10 protein-coding genes are annotated in these 16,539 nt (G+C 55.8%); 9 read left to right on the forward strand and 1 reads right to left on the reverse strand.

Annotated elements, in window-relative coordinates; all coding sequences use genetic code 11:
• Window positions 1–110 precede the first annotated feature (110 nt).
• Window positions 111–782 (reverse strand): DUF3313 domain-containing protein, encoded by a 672-nt coding sequence (locus tag DKK66_RS11215; protein WP_165494158.1) that lies wholly within the window; start codon window positions 780–782, stop codon window positions 111–113.
• 270 nt (window positions 783–1,052) lie between these two features.
• Between DKK66_RS11215 and mltG the strand changes: the two genes are divergently transcribed.
• The 9 genes from mltG to DKK66_RS11260 all read left to right on the forward strand — a co-directional run bounded on the left by mltG (window position 1,053) and on the right by DKK66_RS11260 (window position 16,534).
• Window positions 1,053–2,042 (forward strand): endolytic transglycosylase MltG, encoded by a 990-nt coding sequence (mltG, locus tag DKK66_RS11220; RefSeq protein ID WP_242673478.1) that lies wholly within the window; start codon window positions 1,053–1,055, stop codon window positions 2,040–2,042.
• A complete protein-coding gene (gene tmk / locus DKK66_RS11225; protein WP_131358069.1) occupies window positions 2,035–2,664 on the forward strand; it encodes a dTMP kinase in 630 nt (209 codons plus the stop codon). The genes mltG and tmk overlap by 8 nt, the downstream gene beginning before the upstream one ends.
• Entirely contained in the window at window positions 2,664–3,665 is a 1,002-nt protein-coding gene (locus DKK66_RS11230; protein ID WP_045847244.1) for a DNA polymerase III subunit delta', read from the forward strand. The genes tmk and DKK66_RS11230 overlap by 1 nt, the downstream gene beginning before the upstream one ends.
• Window positions 3,666–3,747: 82 nt before the next feature.
• The gene (locus DKK66_RS11235) at window positions 3,748–4,113 is read left to right on the forward strand and encodes a PilZ domain-containing protein (protein WP_045847245.1); all 366 of its coding nucleotides are present in this window, start codon (window positions 3,748–3,750) and stop codon (window positions 4,111–4,113) included.
• 50 nt (window positions 4,114–4,163) lie between these two features.
• The gene (locus tag DKK66_RS11240) at window positions 4,164–4,955 is read left to right on the forward strand and encodes a TatD family hydrolase (RefSeq protein ID WP_045847246.1); all 792 of its coding nucleotides are present in this window, start codon (window positions 4,164–4,166) and stop codon (window positions 4,953–4,955) included.
• Between the two features lie 4 nt (window positions 4,956–4,959).
• Complete coding sequence (locus DKK66_RS11245) at window positions 4,960–5,760, forward strand: MBL fold metallo-hydrolase (RefSeq protein ID WP_207389772.1); 801 nt, start codon at window positions 4,960–4,962, stop codon at window positions 5,758–5,760.
• Between the two features lie 611 nt (window positions 5,761–6,371).
• The gene (locus DKK66_RS11250; RefSeq protein WP_131358072.1) at window positions 6,372–7,223 is read left to right on the forward strand and encodes a metal-dependent hydrolase; all 852 of its coding nucleotides are present in this window, start codon (window positions 6,372–6,374) and stop codon (window positions 7,221–7,223) included.
• 390 nt (window positions 7,224–7,613) lie between these two features.
• Window positions 7,614–15,221: a type I polyketide synthase gene (locus DKK66_RS11255; protein ID WP_207389773.1), complete on the forward strand. Its 7,608-nt coding sequence runs from the start codon at window positions 7,614–7,616 to the stop codon at window positions 15,219–15,221.
• Window positions 15,218–16,534, forward strand: a complete 1,317-nt coding sequence (locus tag DKK66_RS11260; protein ID WP_131358075.1) for an aminotransferase class I/II-fold pyridoxal phosphate-dependent enzyme — start codon at window positions 15,218–15,220, stop codon at window positions 16,532–16,534. The genes DKK66_RS11255 and DKK66_RS11260 overlap by 4 nt, the downstream gene beginning before the upstream one ends.
• The last annotated feature ends 5 nt before the right edge of the window (window positions 16,535–16,539 follow it).

The following is a 16,539-nucleotide window of genomic DNA, read 5'->3' on the forward strand; positions in this document are numbered from 1 at the left end:
GGTTAACAAGCAGAATGTTCTGCTGCTTGTGCAGCGTAACATAAACCGATTTTACTGCCTTATCCATTACGGATTGTTACAACGCTTGTCAGTGGTGGTTCCTGATAAGCTCAATTGGCGGGTGACAGTGCCTGTGCCAGTTGGTGGGCGTTCTTGGCTGTCCAGTTTTTGATCATCTTCTTCAGCAAATCCGCAGTGATCGCTTCATCCTTGGTCTTGCTCCCTGGGTTCTCGATCAGATTGACGCCGCCCGCCAGCAAGGTGTGTTCCTGCGAGTCCTCCAGCTGGCCCATGGTGGACACCTTCAGCAGATAGGGGTCGGTGCCGGTGGCAAAACGTGCCAGGTTGAACGCCGCCTTGATCGGCAGGATGTCGCTGACCGCCAGGCCCGGCTTGTCCTGCTGGAAGCCGGTCACCGCCAGGCGCAGGCGTGCCACACCCGGTCCCGGCTCGGTAACCACCCGGATTTTCTCTTTGCGCAGTGCCGTTTCCATGCTCATGCGGTACAAGCTGTCTATCTTGTTTTTTTCGGCGGAAACCAAGAGTTGCCAATTGCCGTCGTGCTGCCGCTCCAGGAAGGACAGCGGTTCCAGAATGACCGCGTGGTACTGTTTCAGATCGGTGCCGGGTTTGAGATAAATCATCTGGCCGGGCAGTTTCGGGTTGGGCTGAAAGGCTTCCGGCGGCAGATCAAACAGGTGCTGCGGATTTTCCCCGGCCATGGCGTGGTGGCTGAGGCCCAGGGCGATGATGGCGCAGGCAAGGCGGAAAAACGGTTTCATTGCGGGTGTCTCCGGTATGTGGTGTGCAGCATGGGAGAAGGCGGCGGGCCGGGAGTTCCCTCTTATTGGCGGCCAGGCACAGCGCTTACTATAACCGTCATGACAATGTGTTGCTGGCTCGCATGCAAAACCGGCCCATGGCAGGCACACGGCGATCCGTCCCATGTGGCATGCCAGCGACGGCCCTTGCTGGTATCATCACACCCTTGCCCAATCACCTTGTCGTCGATATCTGCCGTGCCTGCCAAACCCAGACGAAAATCCCCCGCCTTGTGGCCTCGCATCCTGTTGCTGGCCGTGCTCACCGCTGTTGCCTGGCTGGGCTGGGTGGTGGTCATTCCGGTCGACCTGCCGCAATCCCCCTACAAGCTGACCATCGGCCCCAATCGCACGCTGGGTCAGGTGGCGCGCAGCCTGGCGGATGAAGGGGTGATCCGCAACCGCAACATCATGATGCTGCTGGGCCGCATGCAGGGCATGGACCGCAAGATCAAGGCCGGTTTGTACCAGTTCAGCGATAGTGCATCGATGTGGGACATCCTGCAGCGCCTGGCCGACGGCCACCCGGATGAGGCCAGCCTGACCTTGATTGAAGGCTGGAATTTCCGCCAGTTCCGTCAGGCGATTGACCGCAATCCGGACATCAAGCACGAAGCGCGCGATTTGACTGATGCCCAGTTGCTGCAACAACTTGGGCTGGACGGCGTGCAGGCCGAGGGCCTGTTTTTCCCCAGCACCTATCTGTTCACCCCCGGCAGCAGTGATCTGGAACTCTATCGCCGCGCCTACAACACCATGCAGCAAAAGCTGGATGCCGCCTGGTCGGCACGCAAGGCCGATCTGCCTTATCACACGCCGTATGAATTGCTGATCATGGCCAGCCTGGTGGAAAAGGAAACCTCGCTGGACGCAGACCGTCCGCTGGTGGCCGCGGTGTTTGTCAATCGCCTGAACAAGGGCATGCGCCTGCAGACCGACCCTTCGGTCATCTACGGCATGGGCAGCGCCTATCATGGCAATATCAGCAAGGCCGACTTGCGCCGCGACACGCCCTACAATACCTATACCCGCAACGGCCTGACGCCCACGCCCATCGCCATGCCCGGCAAGGCCGCGCTGGACGCTGCAGCCAATCCGGCCAACTCCTCGGCCCTTTATTTTGTCGCCAAGGGCGATGGCAGCTCCTATTTCTCGGCTACGCTGGACGAGCATAATCAGGCGGTGCGCAAATACATTCTGAAGAAAGGCTCCAATGACTAGTCGGACTGGCTGCTTCATCACGCTGGAAGGCATAGACGGTGCCGGCAAAAGCACCCATCTGGGCTTTATCCGCGACTGGTTGGGTACACATGGCATTGCGGCCGAATTTACCCGTGAGCCCGGTGGTACACCGCTGGGCGAGCAAATCCGCGCCTTGCTGCTGGCGGTGGATACTGAGGTGTCACTGGATGCCGAAACCCTGCTGATGTTTGCCTCGCGCCAGCAACTGGTGTCCAGTGTGATCCGTCCTGCGCTGCAGGCCGGACGCTGGGTGGTGTCCGACCGCTTTACCGATTCCACCTTTGCCTTTCAGGGTGGCGGACGCGGCGTGCCGACCGAGCGCATTGCCGTGCTGGAAGACTGGGTACAGCAAGGCCTGCAACCTCACCTCACCCTGCTGTTTGATGTACCGCTGGATGTGGCCAGCCAGCGTATGGCCGGCAGCCGTCAGCTGGACCGTTTCGAGCAGGAAAAGGCCGACTTCCACCAGCGCGTGCGTGATGCCTACTTGCAGCGTGCCGCCGCGGATTCCCGCTTTCGCATTCTGGATGCCACCCGCAGCATTGCCCAGTTGCAACAGGACATTGCCGGTCATCTGGCCGCCTTGCTGGAGCAACGCTGATGCTGTTTCCCTGGCAAGAGCAGGACTGGCAACGCCTGAACGCAGAACGGGCCCGCCTGCCCAATGCCTGGCTGTTCATCGGCCCGGCCGGCACCGGCAAGCTGGAGTTCGCCCTGCATCTGGCCCAGTCGCTGCTGTGCGAACAACTGCAAGCCGACCATCAGCCCTGCGGCCAGTGCGAGGCCTGCCGCTGGTTTGCCCACGGCACCCATCCGGACTTCCGTCGCCTGTCCCCGCAAACCGATGACGAAGAAGAGGGCAAGGAAGCCAAACCCGGCCGCAAGCTGCCCTTGATCAAGATTGAAGCGGTGCGTGAAGTCATCGAGTTTGCCCACCTCACTGCCCACCGCGCCGGGCGACGCATCATCGTGGTGGAACCGGCAGAAAACCTGAACCCGGCAGCGGCCAATGCCTTGCTGAAAATCCTGGAAGAGCCGCCGCAGGATGTACTGTTCCTGCTGGTGGCACAGGCTGCCCAGCGTCTGTTGCCTACCATTCGCAGCCGTTGCCGCCAGTTTCCGCTGTCTGCGCCCACGCCAGCCCAGGCGCTGGCCTGGTTGCAGCAACAAGGGGTGGAAAATGCGGCGACCGAACTGGCACATAACGGTGGCGCGCCCTTGTTTGACCACGACCCGGTTCTGGCCAAGCTGCGCAGCCAGTTCATTGACGGGCTGGGGCAACCGACATTCGCCAGCATCCTCAGCCTGGCCGAGCTGGTGGACAAGCAAAAGCTGCCCTTGGCCATTCCGCTGGGCTGGCTGATGAAATGGCTGCATGATCTGGCTGGTTTGAGTCTGGCGGGGATTGTCCGCTATCATCCAGACAAGCAGCAGGTATTGCAGGCACTGGTACAGCGTTGTGACCCGGTGGCCCTGATGCGCTGCCAGGATGCCTTGCAGCAGCTGGCACCGTTTGGTCAGCACACGCTCAATACCCGGCTGCAGCTGGAAGCCTTGCTGATGGATTACCTGAAGATTTTTGCCGGTGGCCGCCAAGGCTGACATGGTCTGCCCCGGAAGTACTTGCCATGCAACAGGCTGCCGAACAACTCGGCGCTTCAATCATCAATAGCGGATATGCGCAATGGACAATACGCCTCGCCCCGATTCCGCACGCCCCGGCGTGCTGTCGCTGCACATCAAGGAGCGCAGTGCCCTGTTTGCGGCCTACATGCCCTTCCTGAAAACCGGGGGGATTTTCATTCCTACCAACAAGGAAATGAAACTGGGTGAAGAAGTCTTCCTGTTGCTGACGCTGATGGATGAGCCGCAGAAAATTGCCGTGCAGGCCAAGGTGGTGTGGATTACCCCGGCCGGGGCCAACAACAGCCGTGTGCAGGGCATTGGTGTGGAGTTTGCCTACGGCGATGCCGGCAACCAGGCCAAGGCCAAGATTGAAACCCTGCTGGGCGGTGTGCTCAATTCCAGCCGCCCCACCCATACCATGTAAACCCTGCCGTCCGGCTAGCGCCGGCGGCACTGCCAGCCAGAACACACACCATGCTTGTCGATTCGCACTGCCATATCAATTTTCCCGATCTCTCCAGCCGTCTGCCCGAGGTGCTGGGCAATATGCAGCACAACGGTGTCGAGCTGGCACTGGTAATCGGTGTGTCGCGGCCCAAATATCCCGAAGTGCTGGCACTGGCGGAAAACCATACCAATCTGTACGCCACCGTCGGCATTCATCCGGATGACCCGGAAGCAGAAGAATTCAGTGAAGAAGAACTGCTGGCCCATGCGGCTCACCCGCGCGTGGTGGGCATTGGCGAAACCGGGCTGGACTACCACTGGTGCAAGGGCGATCTGGAATGGCAGCACCAGCGTTTCCGTACCCACATCCGCGCGGCAAAGCGTGCAGGTTTGCCGCTGATCATCCATACCCGTGAATCCGCCGCCGACACCATCCGCATCCTGCGTGAAGAAGGTGCCGAGCAATGTGGCGGGGTGATGCACTGCTTCACCGAAAACTGGGAAGTGGCGCAGGCTGCGCTGGAGATCGGTTTTTACATTTCCTTCTCCGGCATCGTGACCTTCAAGAACGCTGCACAAATCAAGGAAGTGGCACAGAAAATGCCGCTGGAGCGCATGCTGGTGGAAACCGACTCGCCCTATCTGGCTCCGGTACCTTACCGTGGCAAACTGAACGAGCCGGCTTATGTGCGGCATGTAGCCGAGCATATCGCCGAACTGCGCGGCATCAGTTTCGAAGAAGTTGCCGCCGCCACCAGCGACAACTTCTATCGCCTGTTCAGCAAGATCCAGCGCCCGCAAGCCGGGCAGGCGGCCTGACACGATGACGGCCCCACGTGTTGGCGAAATGGAAATCACCATCCTGGGTTGCGGTTCCAGCTCCGGCACCCCGGCCATTGGCTGCCAGTGTGCCACCTGCAGCTCCACCGACCCGCGTAATCACCGCACACGCTGCTCGGCTTACATCCGTTGCGGCGAGCACGGCCTGCTGATCGACACCGGGCCGGACCTGCGCCAGCAGGCGCTGCGCGAGGGCGTCCGTCAGGTGGATGCCGTGTTGTACACCCATCCGCACGCCGACCATCTCAACGGCATCGACGATCTGCGCGCCTTCTGCTACGTCAAGCAAGGCGCGGTAGTGCTGTACGGCAATGCCTTTACCATGGACAACATCACCAGCCGCTTTGGCTATGCGTTGCAACCACCTTCAAAAGTGTGGGACAAGCCGGTGCTGCTACCGGAAGTGGTGGATGGTCCGTTCGAACATGATGGCCTGTCCATTACCCCCATTCCCTTGCAACACGGCAGCTGGCCCTGCCTGGGCTGGCGCATTGGCAATGCTGCCTGGCTGACCGACCTGTCGCATATCCCGGATGAGAGCCTGGCGCTGCTGCAAGGGCTGGATGTGCTGTTTCTGGATTGCCTGAACATGGACGGCTACCCCTCGCACCTGGGTTTCCATCAGTCGCTGGAGTGGGCAGCGCGTATCGGCGCCCGCCGCACGGTGTTGATCCACATGATTCACCGGCTCGAATACCATGCCTTGTCGGCACTGTGTCCACCGGGGGTGGAAGTCGGCTACGACGGGCTGCGTGTTTGCATACCGTCCACTGGTGCTGTGTGACGGTCTTAACGATTTTTCTCTTGTCTGCGCTTTTCCCTCCTTCCTTGCCTGGGGCCACGATTCCTTCTTCAGCCCCATACCTGTAAGTCACCTGCATCAAGATAGGCTGCACCTGTCAGTGTCTTGTCGATGCGGGATCTCGTTTTCCGGTCGTTGTCTGCCACTGCTGTGGGCTACGTTCTAGCGGCATTCTCAAGATGGTTGGCGAAATCTCCCGAGTTGATGTTGCAATGCGCCATTGGCATGTCAAGGAAAATCTGAATGTAATTTTTAATGCCAATTGACTGGCGTTGGTGTGCTACATCAGGATATCATGATGCATTCTTTGTGCTTGCTAGGTGATTTGGCATCTCATGATTTTGTATGTCAAATGCATTTTATTGTTTTATAGAGTGCCAATTGGCATTCATAATTGAATTTTTCATGAGCATCTCCTTGTGCTTGTAGATTGTGCCTGGCCAGGTTCTCCATCTTGGTTTGTCGCAGATTCGGATGATTTTCATCAAGAAAGGTGCATGAATGGTTTTATTTCGCCTAATTCTTTTTTGCCTGATTGCTGAGTTTGCAGAGTAATACTTTTTTGATTGTTCATTTAAGTAAAGATTGATTGAATGGTTGATATTGTCAGGCGGCGTGTTGATATTGAATTTGATTCTGATAGTGCCTCCGGGTGGTTGCCGGGAGAGCCAATTGTTGAAACTTTCCTGGATACCATATCGTTCTTCTTTCCGGCGGGTGAGAAGTTCTTTATTGATTCCGTGTCGAATTATAAAGGTGCTATCAGAAACGAAGATTTAAAAATTCAGGTGCGAAGTTTTATCTATCAGGAAGCCATGCATACTAGTGTGCATAAACGATGCAATACAGCATTGCTTGCGATATATCCCGACGGGTGGATGGTGGATCGACTTGGGCATGCTGTTTTGAATGGGTTTAGGATGGTTTTCCCTGTTTCATTTCAGTTAGCCATTAGCTGTGCAATTGAGCATTTCACTGCCATCTTGGCTGATAGTTTGTTTCATTATCTTGACTATATCCTTGAGCGGGCTCACCCTGATTTTGCCAAGTTGTGGGCATGGCATGCAGTAGAAGAAACCGAACATAAAGCAGTGTGTTTCGACGTGTATCAAGAACAAATCGGGCGTGGTCCTGTGGCTTATTTGATGCGTATTCTGGCCATGTTACTTGTAACCGTTCTTGGTGTATTGGTTATCACTGCCGGGGTACTACTTGTTCGACGCAACAAGCGTCGCTCACAGCCTATTCAACCTGTCGTGATGGCACCTAATCTCAAGGCTAATACTGCATCGCTGGTTAGTTCCCTTATTCCATGGAGACTATACCTTGATTATTACAAACCATCTTTTCATCCTTGGAATCATGATAATAGTCAGAGCATAGAAGACTGGAAGCAGCGGTTTCCAGGTTTTGGAGTTTCTTCTGATTGCAAATCAGGAAGATAGATTATTTGTTTTTTTGCGAGGAAGTTCTTGATTTTGGTGGTCAATTGATGAATAGAGTATTCGTGGGGGCTTCCGTGCGGTAATGTTGCTTCAATTGATTGCTGGAAATTGTCGGTTGGTTTGATTTTTATTGGTGGTTCGGGTTGGGTGGTTTGGAGTATGTAGTTCTAGGTTTTGCGTAGCATTGGTCTTGACTTAAGTAAGTCATAAAGGGGTTTTTGCGCGCTGCAGTGTAAATATTTGTTAATTTGCGTATGAAAATGTTTGCGTCTTCGAGTAATTGTTTTGGATTCGCTCCTGAGAGTCATGTAGTGGGTTGAGTCCTGCAAATGATCTTGTTGAGTGACTGGTTGATGACTTTTCAGGTTTTTATGGTAGAGATGCGCTTAGATGGATGAAATGATTCAGGACGATAAGTTAAATACAGACGAACGCACCTCCCTGACTAACGCTGTGGATGTCGAATTTTCCACTCGGTCGAACAGCCCGGTAGCCATTGTTGGCTATGCCTTCAGATTTCCGGGAGATCTGGTCGATGATGCACAATTTTGGGAAGCACTCAAACAGAAGCGTGATCTCGTTACTCAAGTGCCGGCTGATCGTTGGGCGGTAAACGAGTTACAACATGACAAACGTTCCGAGCCAGGGCGCAGCATTACATTTGCTGCTGGAGTTTTGTCGCGAATTGATGAGTTTGATGCTGGTTTCTTTGGTATTTCTCCGCGGGAGGCCGCGGTTCTCGATCCTCAGCAGCGGCTCTTGCTGGAGTTGGCCTGGGAGTCGATGGAGCATGCCCAAATTCCTCCGTCTGCACTTGCTGGTTCTGATTGTGCAGTATATGTCGGAATTTCCGGCTTTGATTATGGGATGAGAGGCCTGGATGATCTGGCGGTCATGACCTCTCATTCGATGACCGGCAATACGCTCAGTATTGCGGCTAATCGTATTTCTTATGTATTCGATTTACATGGCCCGTCGCTTGCAGTTGATACTGCTTGCTCTTCGTCGCTGGTGGCATTGCACCAAGCCTGTAACAGCCTGCGTTCGGGAGAAGTGTCTACGGCGCTGGTCGGGGGGGTAAACCTCCTGCTGCACCCACATCCTTTTGTTGGTTTTACCAAAGCGTCCATGCTATCTGCCGATGGCCGTTGCAAAACCTTTGATGATTCGGGTGATGGTTATGTCCGTTCGGAAGGCGGCGCAGTATTAATGTTGAAGCCGCTGGATGAGGCCTTGGCCGATGGCAACGAAATCCATGCGGTGATTCTTGCTAGTGGTGTAAATGCCGATGGCGCACGCAAGACAGGTATAACCATACCGAGCAGCGAGGGGCAGGCTGAGTTGATGCGCGCAGTATTGGCTCGTAGCGGCCTGTGCGCAGATGATGTCGATTTTATCGAGGCGCATGGTACTGGCACTGCCATTGGCGATCCCATCGAAACCGAAGCGATATCCCGCGTTTACGGCCAGGGGCGCACCCGAGCCCTGCCCATTAGCTCAGTCAAGGCCAATCTTGGTCACCTTGAGCCAGCTTCCGGTATGGCTGGCTTGATCAAAACCATCCTGGCACTCAAAAATCGGGCACTGCCAGCTGCGGTGCATCTGGAAAAGCCAAATGCACGCATTGATTTCAAGGCGCTCAACCTGGAGTTGATCACCGAGTATAAATCTCTCTTACCCGAGAGTGACAGACCGCTGGTTGCCGGACTTAATTCGTTCGGCTTTGGCGGAGCCAATGCACATGTCTTGTTGCAAGGTTTTGCCAAGACGCCTGCAAATTCCAGCGAGTATGCAGCCCCGTTTTTGCCGCCGCTTTTTCTTTCTGCTCACTCGGATGCTGCCTTGCAGGCTATGGCGCAGCGCTATGCAGATCTGCTGCAAGATAAAACAGCCAAACAATATTATGACATTGCCCATGCAGCAGCCTTTGGTCGCGAACGCTTGGCAAAGCGTCTAGCCATCCAACCCGAATCAATACATGCGGTAGCAGAACAACTCGGTCAGTACGCGCAAAGCGAAACGGTAAATGGGATTAACCGTGAAGATGCCTTGCCGCAATGCGGCGAGCTTGCTTTTGTTTATTCCGGCAACGGTGCGCAATGGGTGGGAATGGGGCAGACCCTTCTGGAGAATTCGCCGCGGTTTGCTGCAATCATGAGTGATCTGGATGCTGCAATGCGGTCTCAGGCAGGTTTCTCGTTGCTGGAGGAGCTTCGGGCTGTAGCGGATAGCGCAAGGCTGGATGATACAACCGTTGCCCAGCCCTTGCTGTTTGCCATTCAAGTGGCACTCACCATGATGTTGCGTGAGCAGGGTATCAAGCCGTTTGCTGTGGCTGGCCATAGCGTGGGCGAGATTGCCGCTGCGTGGGCTTCGGGTGCCTTTGATCTTACGCAGGCCATTCGTGTCATTTGTGCCAGAAGCCAGGCACAGGGCCTGATGCGAGGGCGAGGGCGCATGGCTGCCCTGGGTATGTCCAGTGAAGCTGCGGATGCCCTTATCCGGCAAACAGGGCGACTGGATGTGGAAATTGCCGGTATCAACAGCCCTGGCAATGTCACTCTATCTGGCAGCCTTGAAAGCTTGCTGTTCTTGCAGCAGGCCGCCGAGACCCAAGGAGTATTCTTCCGTTTGCTGGATCTGGATTATGCCTTCCATAGCAGCCAGATGGACCCGGTAGAGTCCGAGCTTGCAGGGCGCCTCTCTGGTTTGCAAACCAGTACTGCCTGCCAGTCCGTTTTCGTCTCCACGGTGACTGGAGATGTGATGGATGGGAACGGTCTTGATCAGCACTACTGGTGGCGCAATATCCGGGAACCGGTCCGTTTTTCTGCGGCAATTGAGAAGTTGGCTGGGCTGGGCTGCCGTGTTTTTGTCGAAATTGGCCCTCATGCCATTTTGCAGCGTTATATCGGCGAATGTCTGGCTTCCATCGCTATCCAGGGGCGTGTTCTTCCGACGCTGCGGCGTAATGATGATGGTGTAGCCAGATTGCAGGAGGCTGCATTGCGGGTACAACTGCAGCAGACGGCTCCCCAACTGCAAAGCTACTTCCCCGTAGCGGGCGAATATGTCTGCTTGCCAAGCTATCCATGGCAACGTGAACGCCACTGGATGCCCTGGACCAGCGAAGGCTTGCGTTCTATTGCCCGGCGACGTGTACATCCCTTGCTGGGTTGGCGTCTGCAGGATGCTGACCTGGCATGGGAAAATACGCTGGACCCGGTGGTGCTGCCTTGGCTGGCAGACCACAAAGTTGGCGGCGCTATTGTTTATCCAGGATCTGCCTATGCCGAGATGGCTCTGGCGGCTGCCCGCGAGTACTGGGGTGGAGAGCACTTCGTTGTCGAGCAACTCGATATTGTAGCGCCCATGGTTTTTGATGGTGAGCATGCCCGTAGCCTGCGTTTCACCTTGAATCCGCGTGATCATGGTTTTCAGATCAAGAGCCGTCAGCGATTGAGTGACGATGAATGGACAATCCATGCAGCTGGCCGATTGCTTGTCGCTGTCGACAGGCTGCCGTCCGCGGGTATTCACACTCCGGCTGAATCTGCCCTCACTCATGACAGGGAGAGCCACTATCGTCTGGCGTCAGGGCTGGGACTGGATTATGGCCCGGCTTTCCGGGGATTGTTGAGTGTGCGTTTTGGCCAAAACCTGCTGGAAGCACAAGTGGAGTTGCCGCCAGCTTTGTTGCAGGACGAATATCTGCTACACCCTGCCGTGCTTGACCTGTGTTTTCAGTCGTTGGTGAGTTTTATTGGCGATGCTGCCGGTGGCATGCAGGGCGTTGCACTTCTGCCAGTCAAAATGGGCCGTATCGAACGGTATAGGCAAGGCGATGTTGCGTTCTTCCGTGCCAAGTTGTGCAAGCGTGGTACACGTTCGGTCCTGGTGGATTTCGAACTATTCGCCGCCTCTGGTGAGTTGCTTGCCAAAGCTGTCGGCTGTCGTTTTCGTGCCGCCTATCTCAAGCGTAACTCCCTGCAAAAAGTGTCTAACTGGCGCATGCAACCATGGCTGGCGCCTCATGCACAGGATGACAGTTTTTCGCACATGGCCTTGCCCGATGCGGTTTCATCGGCGCGGCGCGTACTCTGCCGCCTGGCTGATGAACGCTTGGTTTGGTTCAAGCAAACCTTGCCTCTCAGTGAGGTGCTTGTTCTTTCCTTTGCTTACGAAGCATTCCGGCAACTGGCACAGCGGCGACCAGACGACTGGTTCCAGGCATTCCGCACACGACTTGCTACACCGCATGCGCGCTGGCTAGCCGACTTGCTCAGTAGTGAAGGCCTGTTGCGTCAGGAAGCAGGGGCGTGGCATATCGAGAGTGCTGCCGATTTGCCACCAGCGCAAGAGCTCTGGCAAACACTACTGCGGGATACTCCTGACTATTTACCGCATCTTGCCCTGTTGGGCCGGGCCGGTCGTGCCTTGCCCGGTTTGCTTGATGGCTCACTGGATGCCGCAAAACTGCAAGAAGAATTACAGCACTCTCCTGTGGCTGAAGTCTTGTATGGCGACGACCCTGCCTATGTGGGCGTTCGGCATGCACTGGAAGGGGTGATGGCCAGTCTGGCCGCCAGCAAGCCGGCATCCCGTCGTTTGCGTGTACTGGAATTGGCTGCAGGATACAGCGATCTGCCCAATGTACTGATCAGCGTATTGGCGGAAGATCAGTTTGAATATGTTCTGGCGCAGCCAGATGACTCCCTGTTTGCCAGACAGCAGGGCGAATATCACGATTGCCACAATGTCACTGTTGCTACATTTGACACCGCAACACTCACTCTTACTGCCAACCAGACCTTGCCTGATCGTTACGACGTGATTGTCCTGCGGCATGTATTGCATAGGGCAAGCGATGCGCGTGCAGCATTGACACAGTTTGATCAGTTGCTTGCCTGCGGTGGCGTATTTGTCCTGGCAGAGCGACATCCGGACTGGTGTGCCAGTTTGCTGGAAGGGTTGAATCCGGCTTGGTGGCACGATTCGCCGGATGAGGGGGACGCACCTCATGCCGCACTGCAGCCTCCGGAAGTTTGGTCACAGGCAATGATCGAGGCTGGCTACGCAGATGTCGAGACCGTCATTGAGCCGGCTGCGGAAGAGCTGGCTGAGGGGGCATATTTACTGCTGGGCCGTCGCAGCGAGGCTAGCCGCTTGCCCTCAATCACCCTGCCTTCAGCCTCTTGGATGTTGCTCTCAGATGCCTCCTCTGCCGAGATGGCTGAGCGACTGTGTCTGGAACTGGAAAGTGCAGGCCAGCAAGTTGTCATTGCCAGCGAAGTAAATGACATGAGTGGCCATGTGCCAGACCATATTGTCCACCTGCTGGCTTGGGATGATGTCGTCGAGCACGCAGCGGCTGCCGTCAGCAAATTGCATGAACTGGTGCGTCTGCTGGAGTCGGTAGGTAGCAGGACTCCACAGCTGAGTCTGGTTTCGTGTGGAGGTGGCTTGCTGGATGGCCTGAGCGATGGCCCACTTCCCAATCCGGTTCAATCGGCACTGTGGGGTTATGCCCGCGTTGTGATGAATGAGTGTCCACATCTGTCTTGCCGAGTCATCGATTTGCACTGTGATCCGGCGGAGCCGTACATGGCACGACGTTTGGCTAACGAATTGCTGTATTCGGAAGGCGTAAATGAGGTGGTGTTGACCTCCGATGCGCGCTACTGCCCGATGCTGACGGAATGCGAGGCAGCATCCAGGGTTTCAGTGGCTCCTGATGCGCGCTACCGGCTGGATTTCCATGTGCCAGGAAAGTTGAGCAATCTGCTTTGGCTGCCGCAAGACGAGCAGGGCTTGCAGGAGCATCAGGTAGAGGTGGAAACCCGCGCAACCGGCTTGAACTTCCGTGATGTCATGTACTTGATGGGGCTGCTTCCCGACGAGGCAGTCGAGAAGGGTTTTGCCGGTGCCAGCCTGGGGCTTGAGTTTTCTGGTGTAGTCACCCGGGTAGGAAGCAAGGTCAGTACATTGTCGCCAGGCGATGCCGTCATGGGCTTTGGTGCTTCCTGCTTTGCCAGCCATGTTGTCACAAGAGCAGATGCGCTGGAGCGTATTCCACAAGGATGGACTTTTGAAGCAGCCGCTACGGTGCCCACGGTATTCCTTACCGTGTATTACGCACTCAAAAAACTGGCAGACCTGCAAGCAGGCGAGCGCGTACTGATTCACGGTGCAGCCGGTGGTGTCGGGATTGCTGCCATCCAGTTGGCACGTCGCCTGGGGGCCGAGGTATTCGCGACTGCCGGCAGCGATGAAAAGCGGGACTTTGTTGCCTTGCTGGGAGCCGATCATGTGTTTGATTCCCGCAGTCTGTCATTTGCCGAGGATGTATTGGCGGCAAGTAGCGGTGAGGGAGTTGATGTTGTACTCAATTCGCTGGCAGGTGAAGCCATGCGGCGCAGTCTTGATGTACTCAAACCATTTGGCCGTTTCCTTGAACTGGGCAAGCGTGACTTCTTTGAAAATACGCCGATTGGTCTGAGGGTTTTCAAGGACAACATCAGTTATTTCGGTATCGATGCTGATCAATTGCTGACCGGGCGCCCTGCTTTCGCAGCACAGGTTTTCCGTGAAGTCATGGCCTTGTTCCACGAGCAGGCACTGACACCATTGCCTTATCGGAGCCTACCGGCCAGCCACATTGTCGATGCTTTCCGCGTGATGCAGCAGGCAAGGCATATCGGCAAAATCGTGGTATCGCAGAACGGCAGCCGGCCTGATATCTCTCTGCCACCTGTGCCGGCTGCCACATTCCGTATTGAGCCGGATGTCAGCTGGCTGGTATCTGGCGGGATCTCTGGTTTTGGCCTGGAGTCGGCCCGCTGGCTGGCAGCGCGTGGGGCCCGAAGCCTGGTCTTGGTTGGCCGCCGTGGTCTGGATACACCTGGTGCCAGCGATGCACTAAGAAGTCTGCAAGCTCTTGGTGTAAAGGTCTCGGTACGTGCCTGCGACTTGACCGACCGGCAGGCCGTTGCCGCCTTGGTGGAGGAGATCCAGTGCACCCTGCCGCCTCTGGCGGGTGTTTTGCATGCGGCGGCCGTCTTTGACGACAAACTCATCGGTAATCTTGATGTGCAGAGTATTCAGTCGGTTTTGAATGCCAAATTGCTGGGTGCATGGCATTTGCATCAGGCAACATTGTCGCTGACTTCACTGAAACATTTTGTACTGTACTCCTCGGTTACCACCGCGATTGGTAATCCGGGGCAAGCCAACTATGTGGCTGCCAACACCGGCCTGGAAGGCTTGGTGGCAATGCGCCGACGCATGGGCTTGCCAGCGATTGCCATTGCGTGGGGGCCGATTGCAGATGCTGGCTACCTGAATCGCCATCAGGCGGTAAAGGACGGACTGGAGCAGCGTCTGGGAAGTGCCGCCCTGACCACAACAACCGCCCTGGCACAGCTGGACCGGGCTCTGGCGGAGAATAATGCGCTCTTTATCCCGGCCAACTTCGATTGGAACGTACTGGCACAGCTGCTGCCAGGCTCTTCCAGCAATCGCTTCAGCATTCTTAACCTTAATAGACAAGACGCCGGCCACGGTGGCGAATCAATCGACATTCGAGCCCTGATCGCTGGCAAGTCACCGGCGGAGGCCGAGGTGGTAATACGCGACCTGGTGGTGCAGGAAGTAGCCAATATCCTGTGCATCGGTGCTGATCGTATCGAGCACAACCGTTCATTACATGACTTGGGCATGGATTCGCTGATGGCCGTGGAATTGGCCATGGGGCTTGAGCAGCGTTTTGGTATTCAGTTGCCGGTGATGATGCTTAACGACTCTCCTACTGCCACCAATGTAACCGCCCGCATCATGGAAAAGCTGCTGGCAGCAGAAGATTCCGGGTCTGAGGATATGGCGGAGGTAGTCGCAGGGCTTGCGCGCCAGCACGGTGAAGGCCTGAGCCAGGACGATATGCAGCAGTTAAATGAAGATGCGCGAAAGTTGGCGCAGTCGGGGGCCAGTCTGATCTTATGAGCAATGAACTCGTTCAAAAAACCAAAGTACAGCTGATCGATCGTATTTTGGGCAAGAAAGCCAGCAGCAGGGGGCCTGGTCTTCCGTTGGAGAGGAAAGCGGGCAGTGTTGTCATCCCGGAAGCTCATACCCGTTTTGATCGCCATCCGGCTTATGAGCAGATGCTGGTACCCAAAGCTGCTGCTGACAAGCTTGGTCTGGACAATCCATTTTTCAAAGTTCACGAAGCTGTCGCTGGTGCGACCACACGAATTGGTGGGGCCGAGTATCTCAACTTCTCCAGCTACAACTATTTGGGACTGGCCGGTCACCCTGAGGTAAACGAGGCTGCCAAACAAGCTATCGATCACTATGGTACTTCTGCGTCAGCCAGCAGGCTGGTTGCCGGGGAAAGACCGATTCAGCGAGAGCTGGAGCAGGAACTGGCCCGGCTCTATGACGTGGAGGACTGCGTTGTATTCGTCAGTGGTCATGCCACCAATGTCAGCACCATCGGCTACCTGTTTGGCCCCAAGGATCTGATCATTCATGACAGCCTGATTCATAACAGCATCTTGCAGGGCATTCAGCTATCTGGTGCTGCCCGACGGTCATTTCCACACAACGATACCGCCGTACTTGAACAGATTCTGCTTGATATTCGACCCCAGTTTGAGCGGGTTCTCATTGTGGTCGAGGGACTGTACAGCATGGATGGCGATTTTCCTGATCTACCCCGGCTGATTGAAATCAAGCGACGTCACAAAGCATTCCTGATGGTGGACGAAGCCCATGCACTGGGTGTGCTAGGCAAAACCGGCAGAGGAATCCATGAGCACTTTGGCGTGGCAGGCAAGGAAGTCGATATCTGGATGGGAACGCTCAGTAAAACCCTGGCCAGCTGCGGCGGCTATATCGCCGGTGAGCGTGCATTGGTCGAGCATCTTAAATATGCGGCACCGGGCTTTGTCTACAGTGTCGGCTTGTCACCGGTACTGGCGGCAGCTTCGCTGGAAGCCTTGCGTGTCATGCAGCGCGAACCCGAGCGTGTCTGTGCATTGAGGGCGCGCGGACAGCAGTTGCTGGGCAATCTGCAACAGCGAGGCATCAACACCGGTTTTGCAGCAGGGTATTCCATTGTGCCCCTCATCATCGGCAGCTCAATCAAGGCGGTTCGCTTGTCAAACCAGCTGTTTAACCAGGGCATCAATGTCCAGCCCATTGTTTATCCGGCTGTGGAGGAAAAAGCAGCACGGTTAAGGTTTTTCCTTTCCGCATTGCATAGCGAGCAGGATATTGAATCAGTTTGTCAGACCATCTCCAAATTGGTGTGACAGTC

The organism is Aquitalea sp. USM4 (assembly GCF_004328945.1).
Lineage (GTDB): Bacteria > Pseudomonadota > Gammaproteobacteria > Burkholderiales > Chromobacteriaceae > Aquitalea > Aquitalea pelogenes.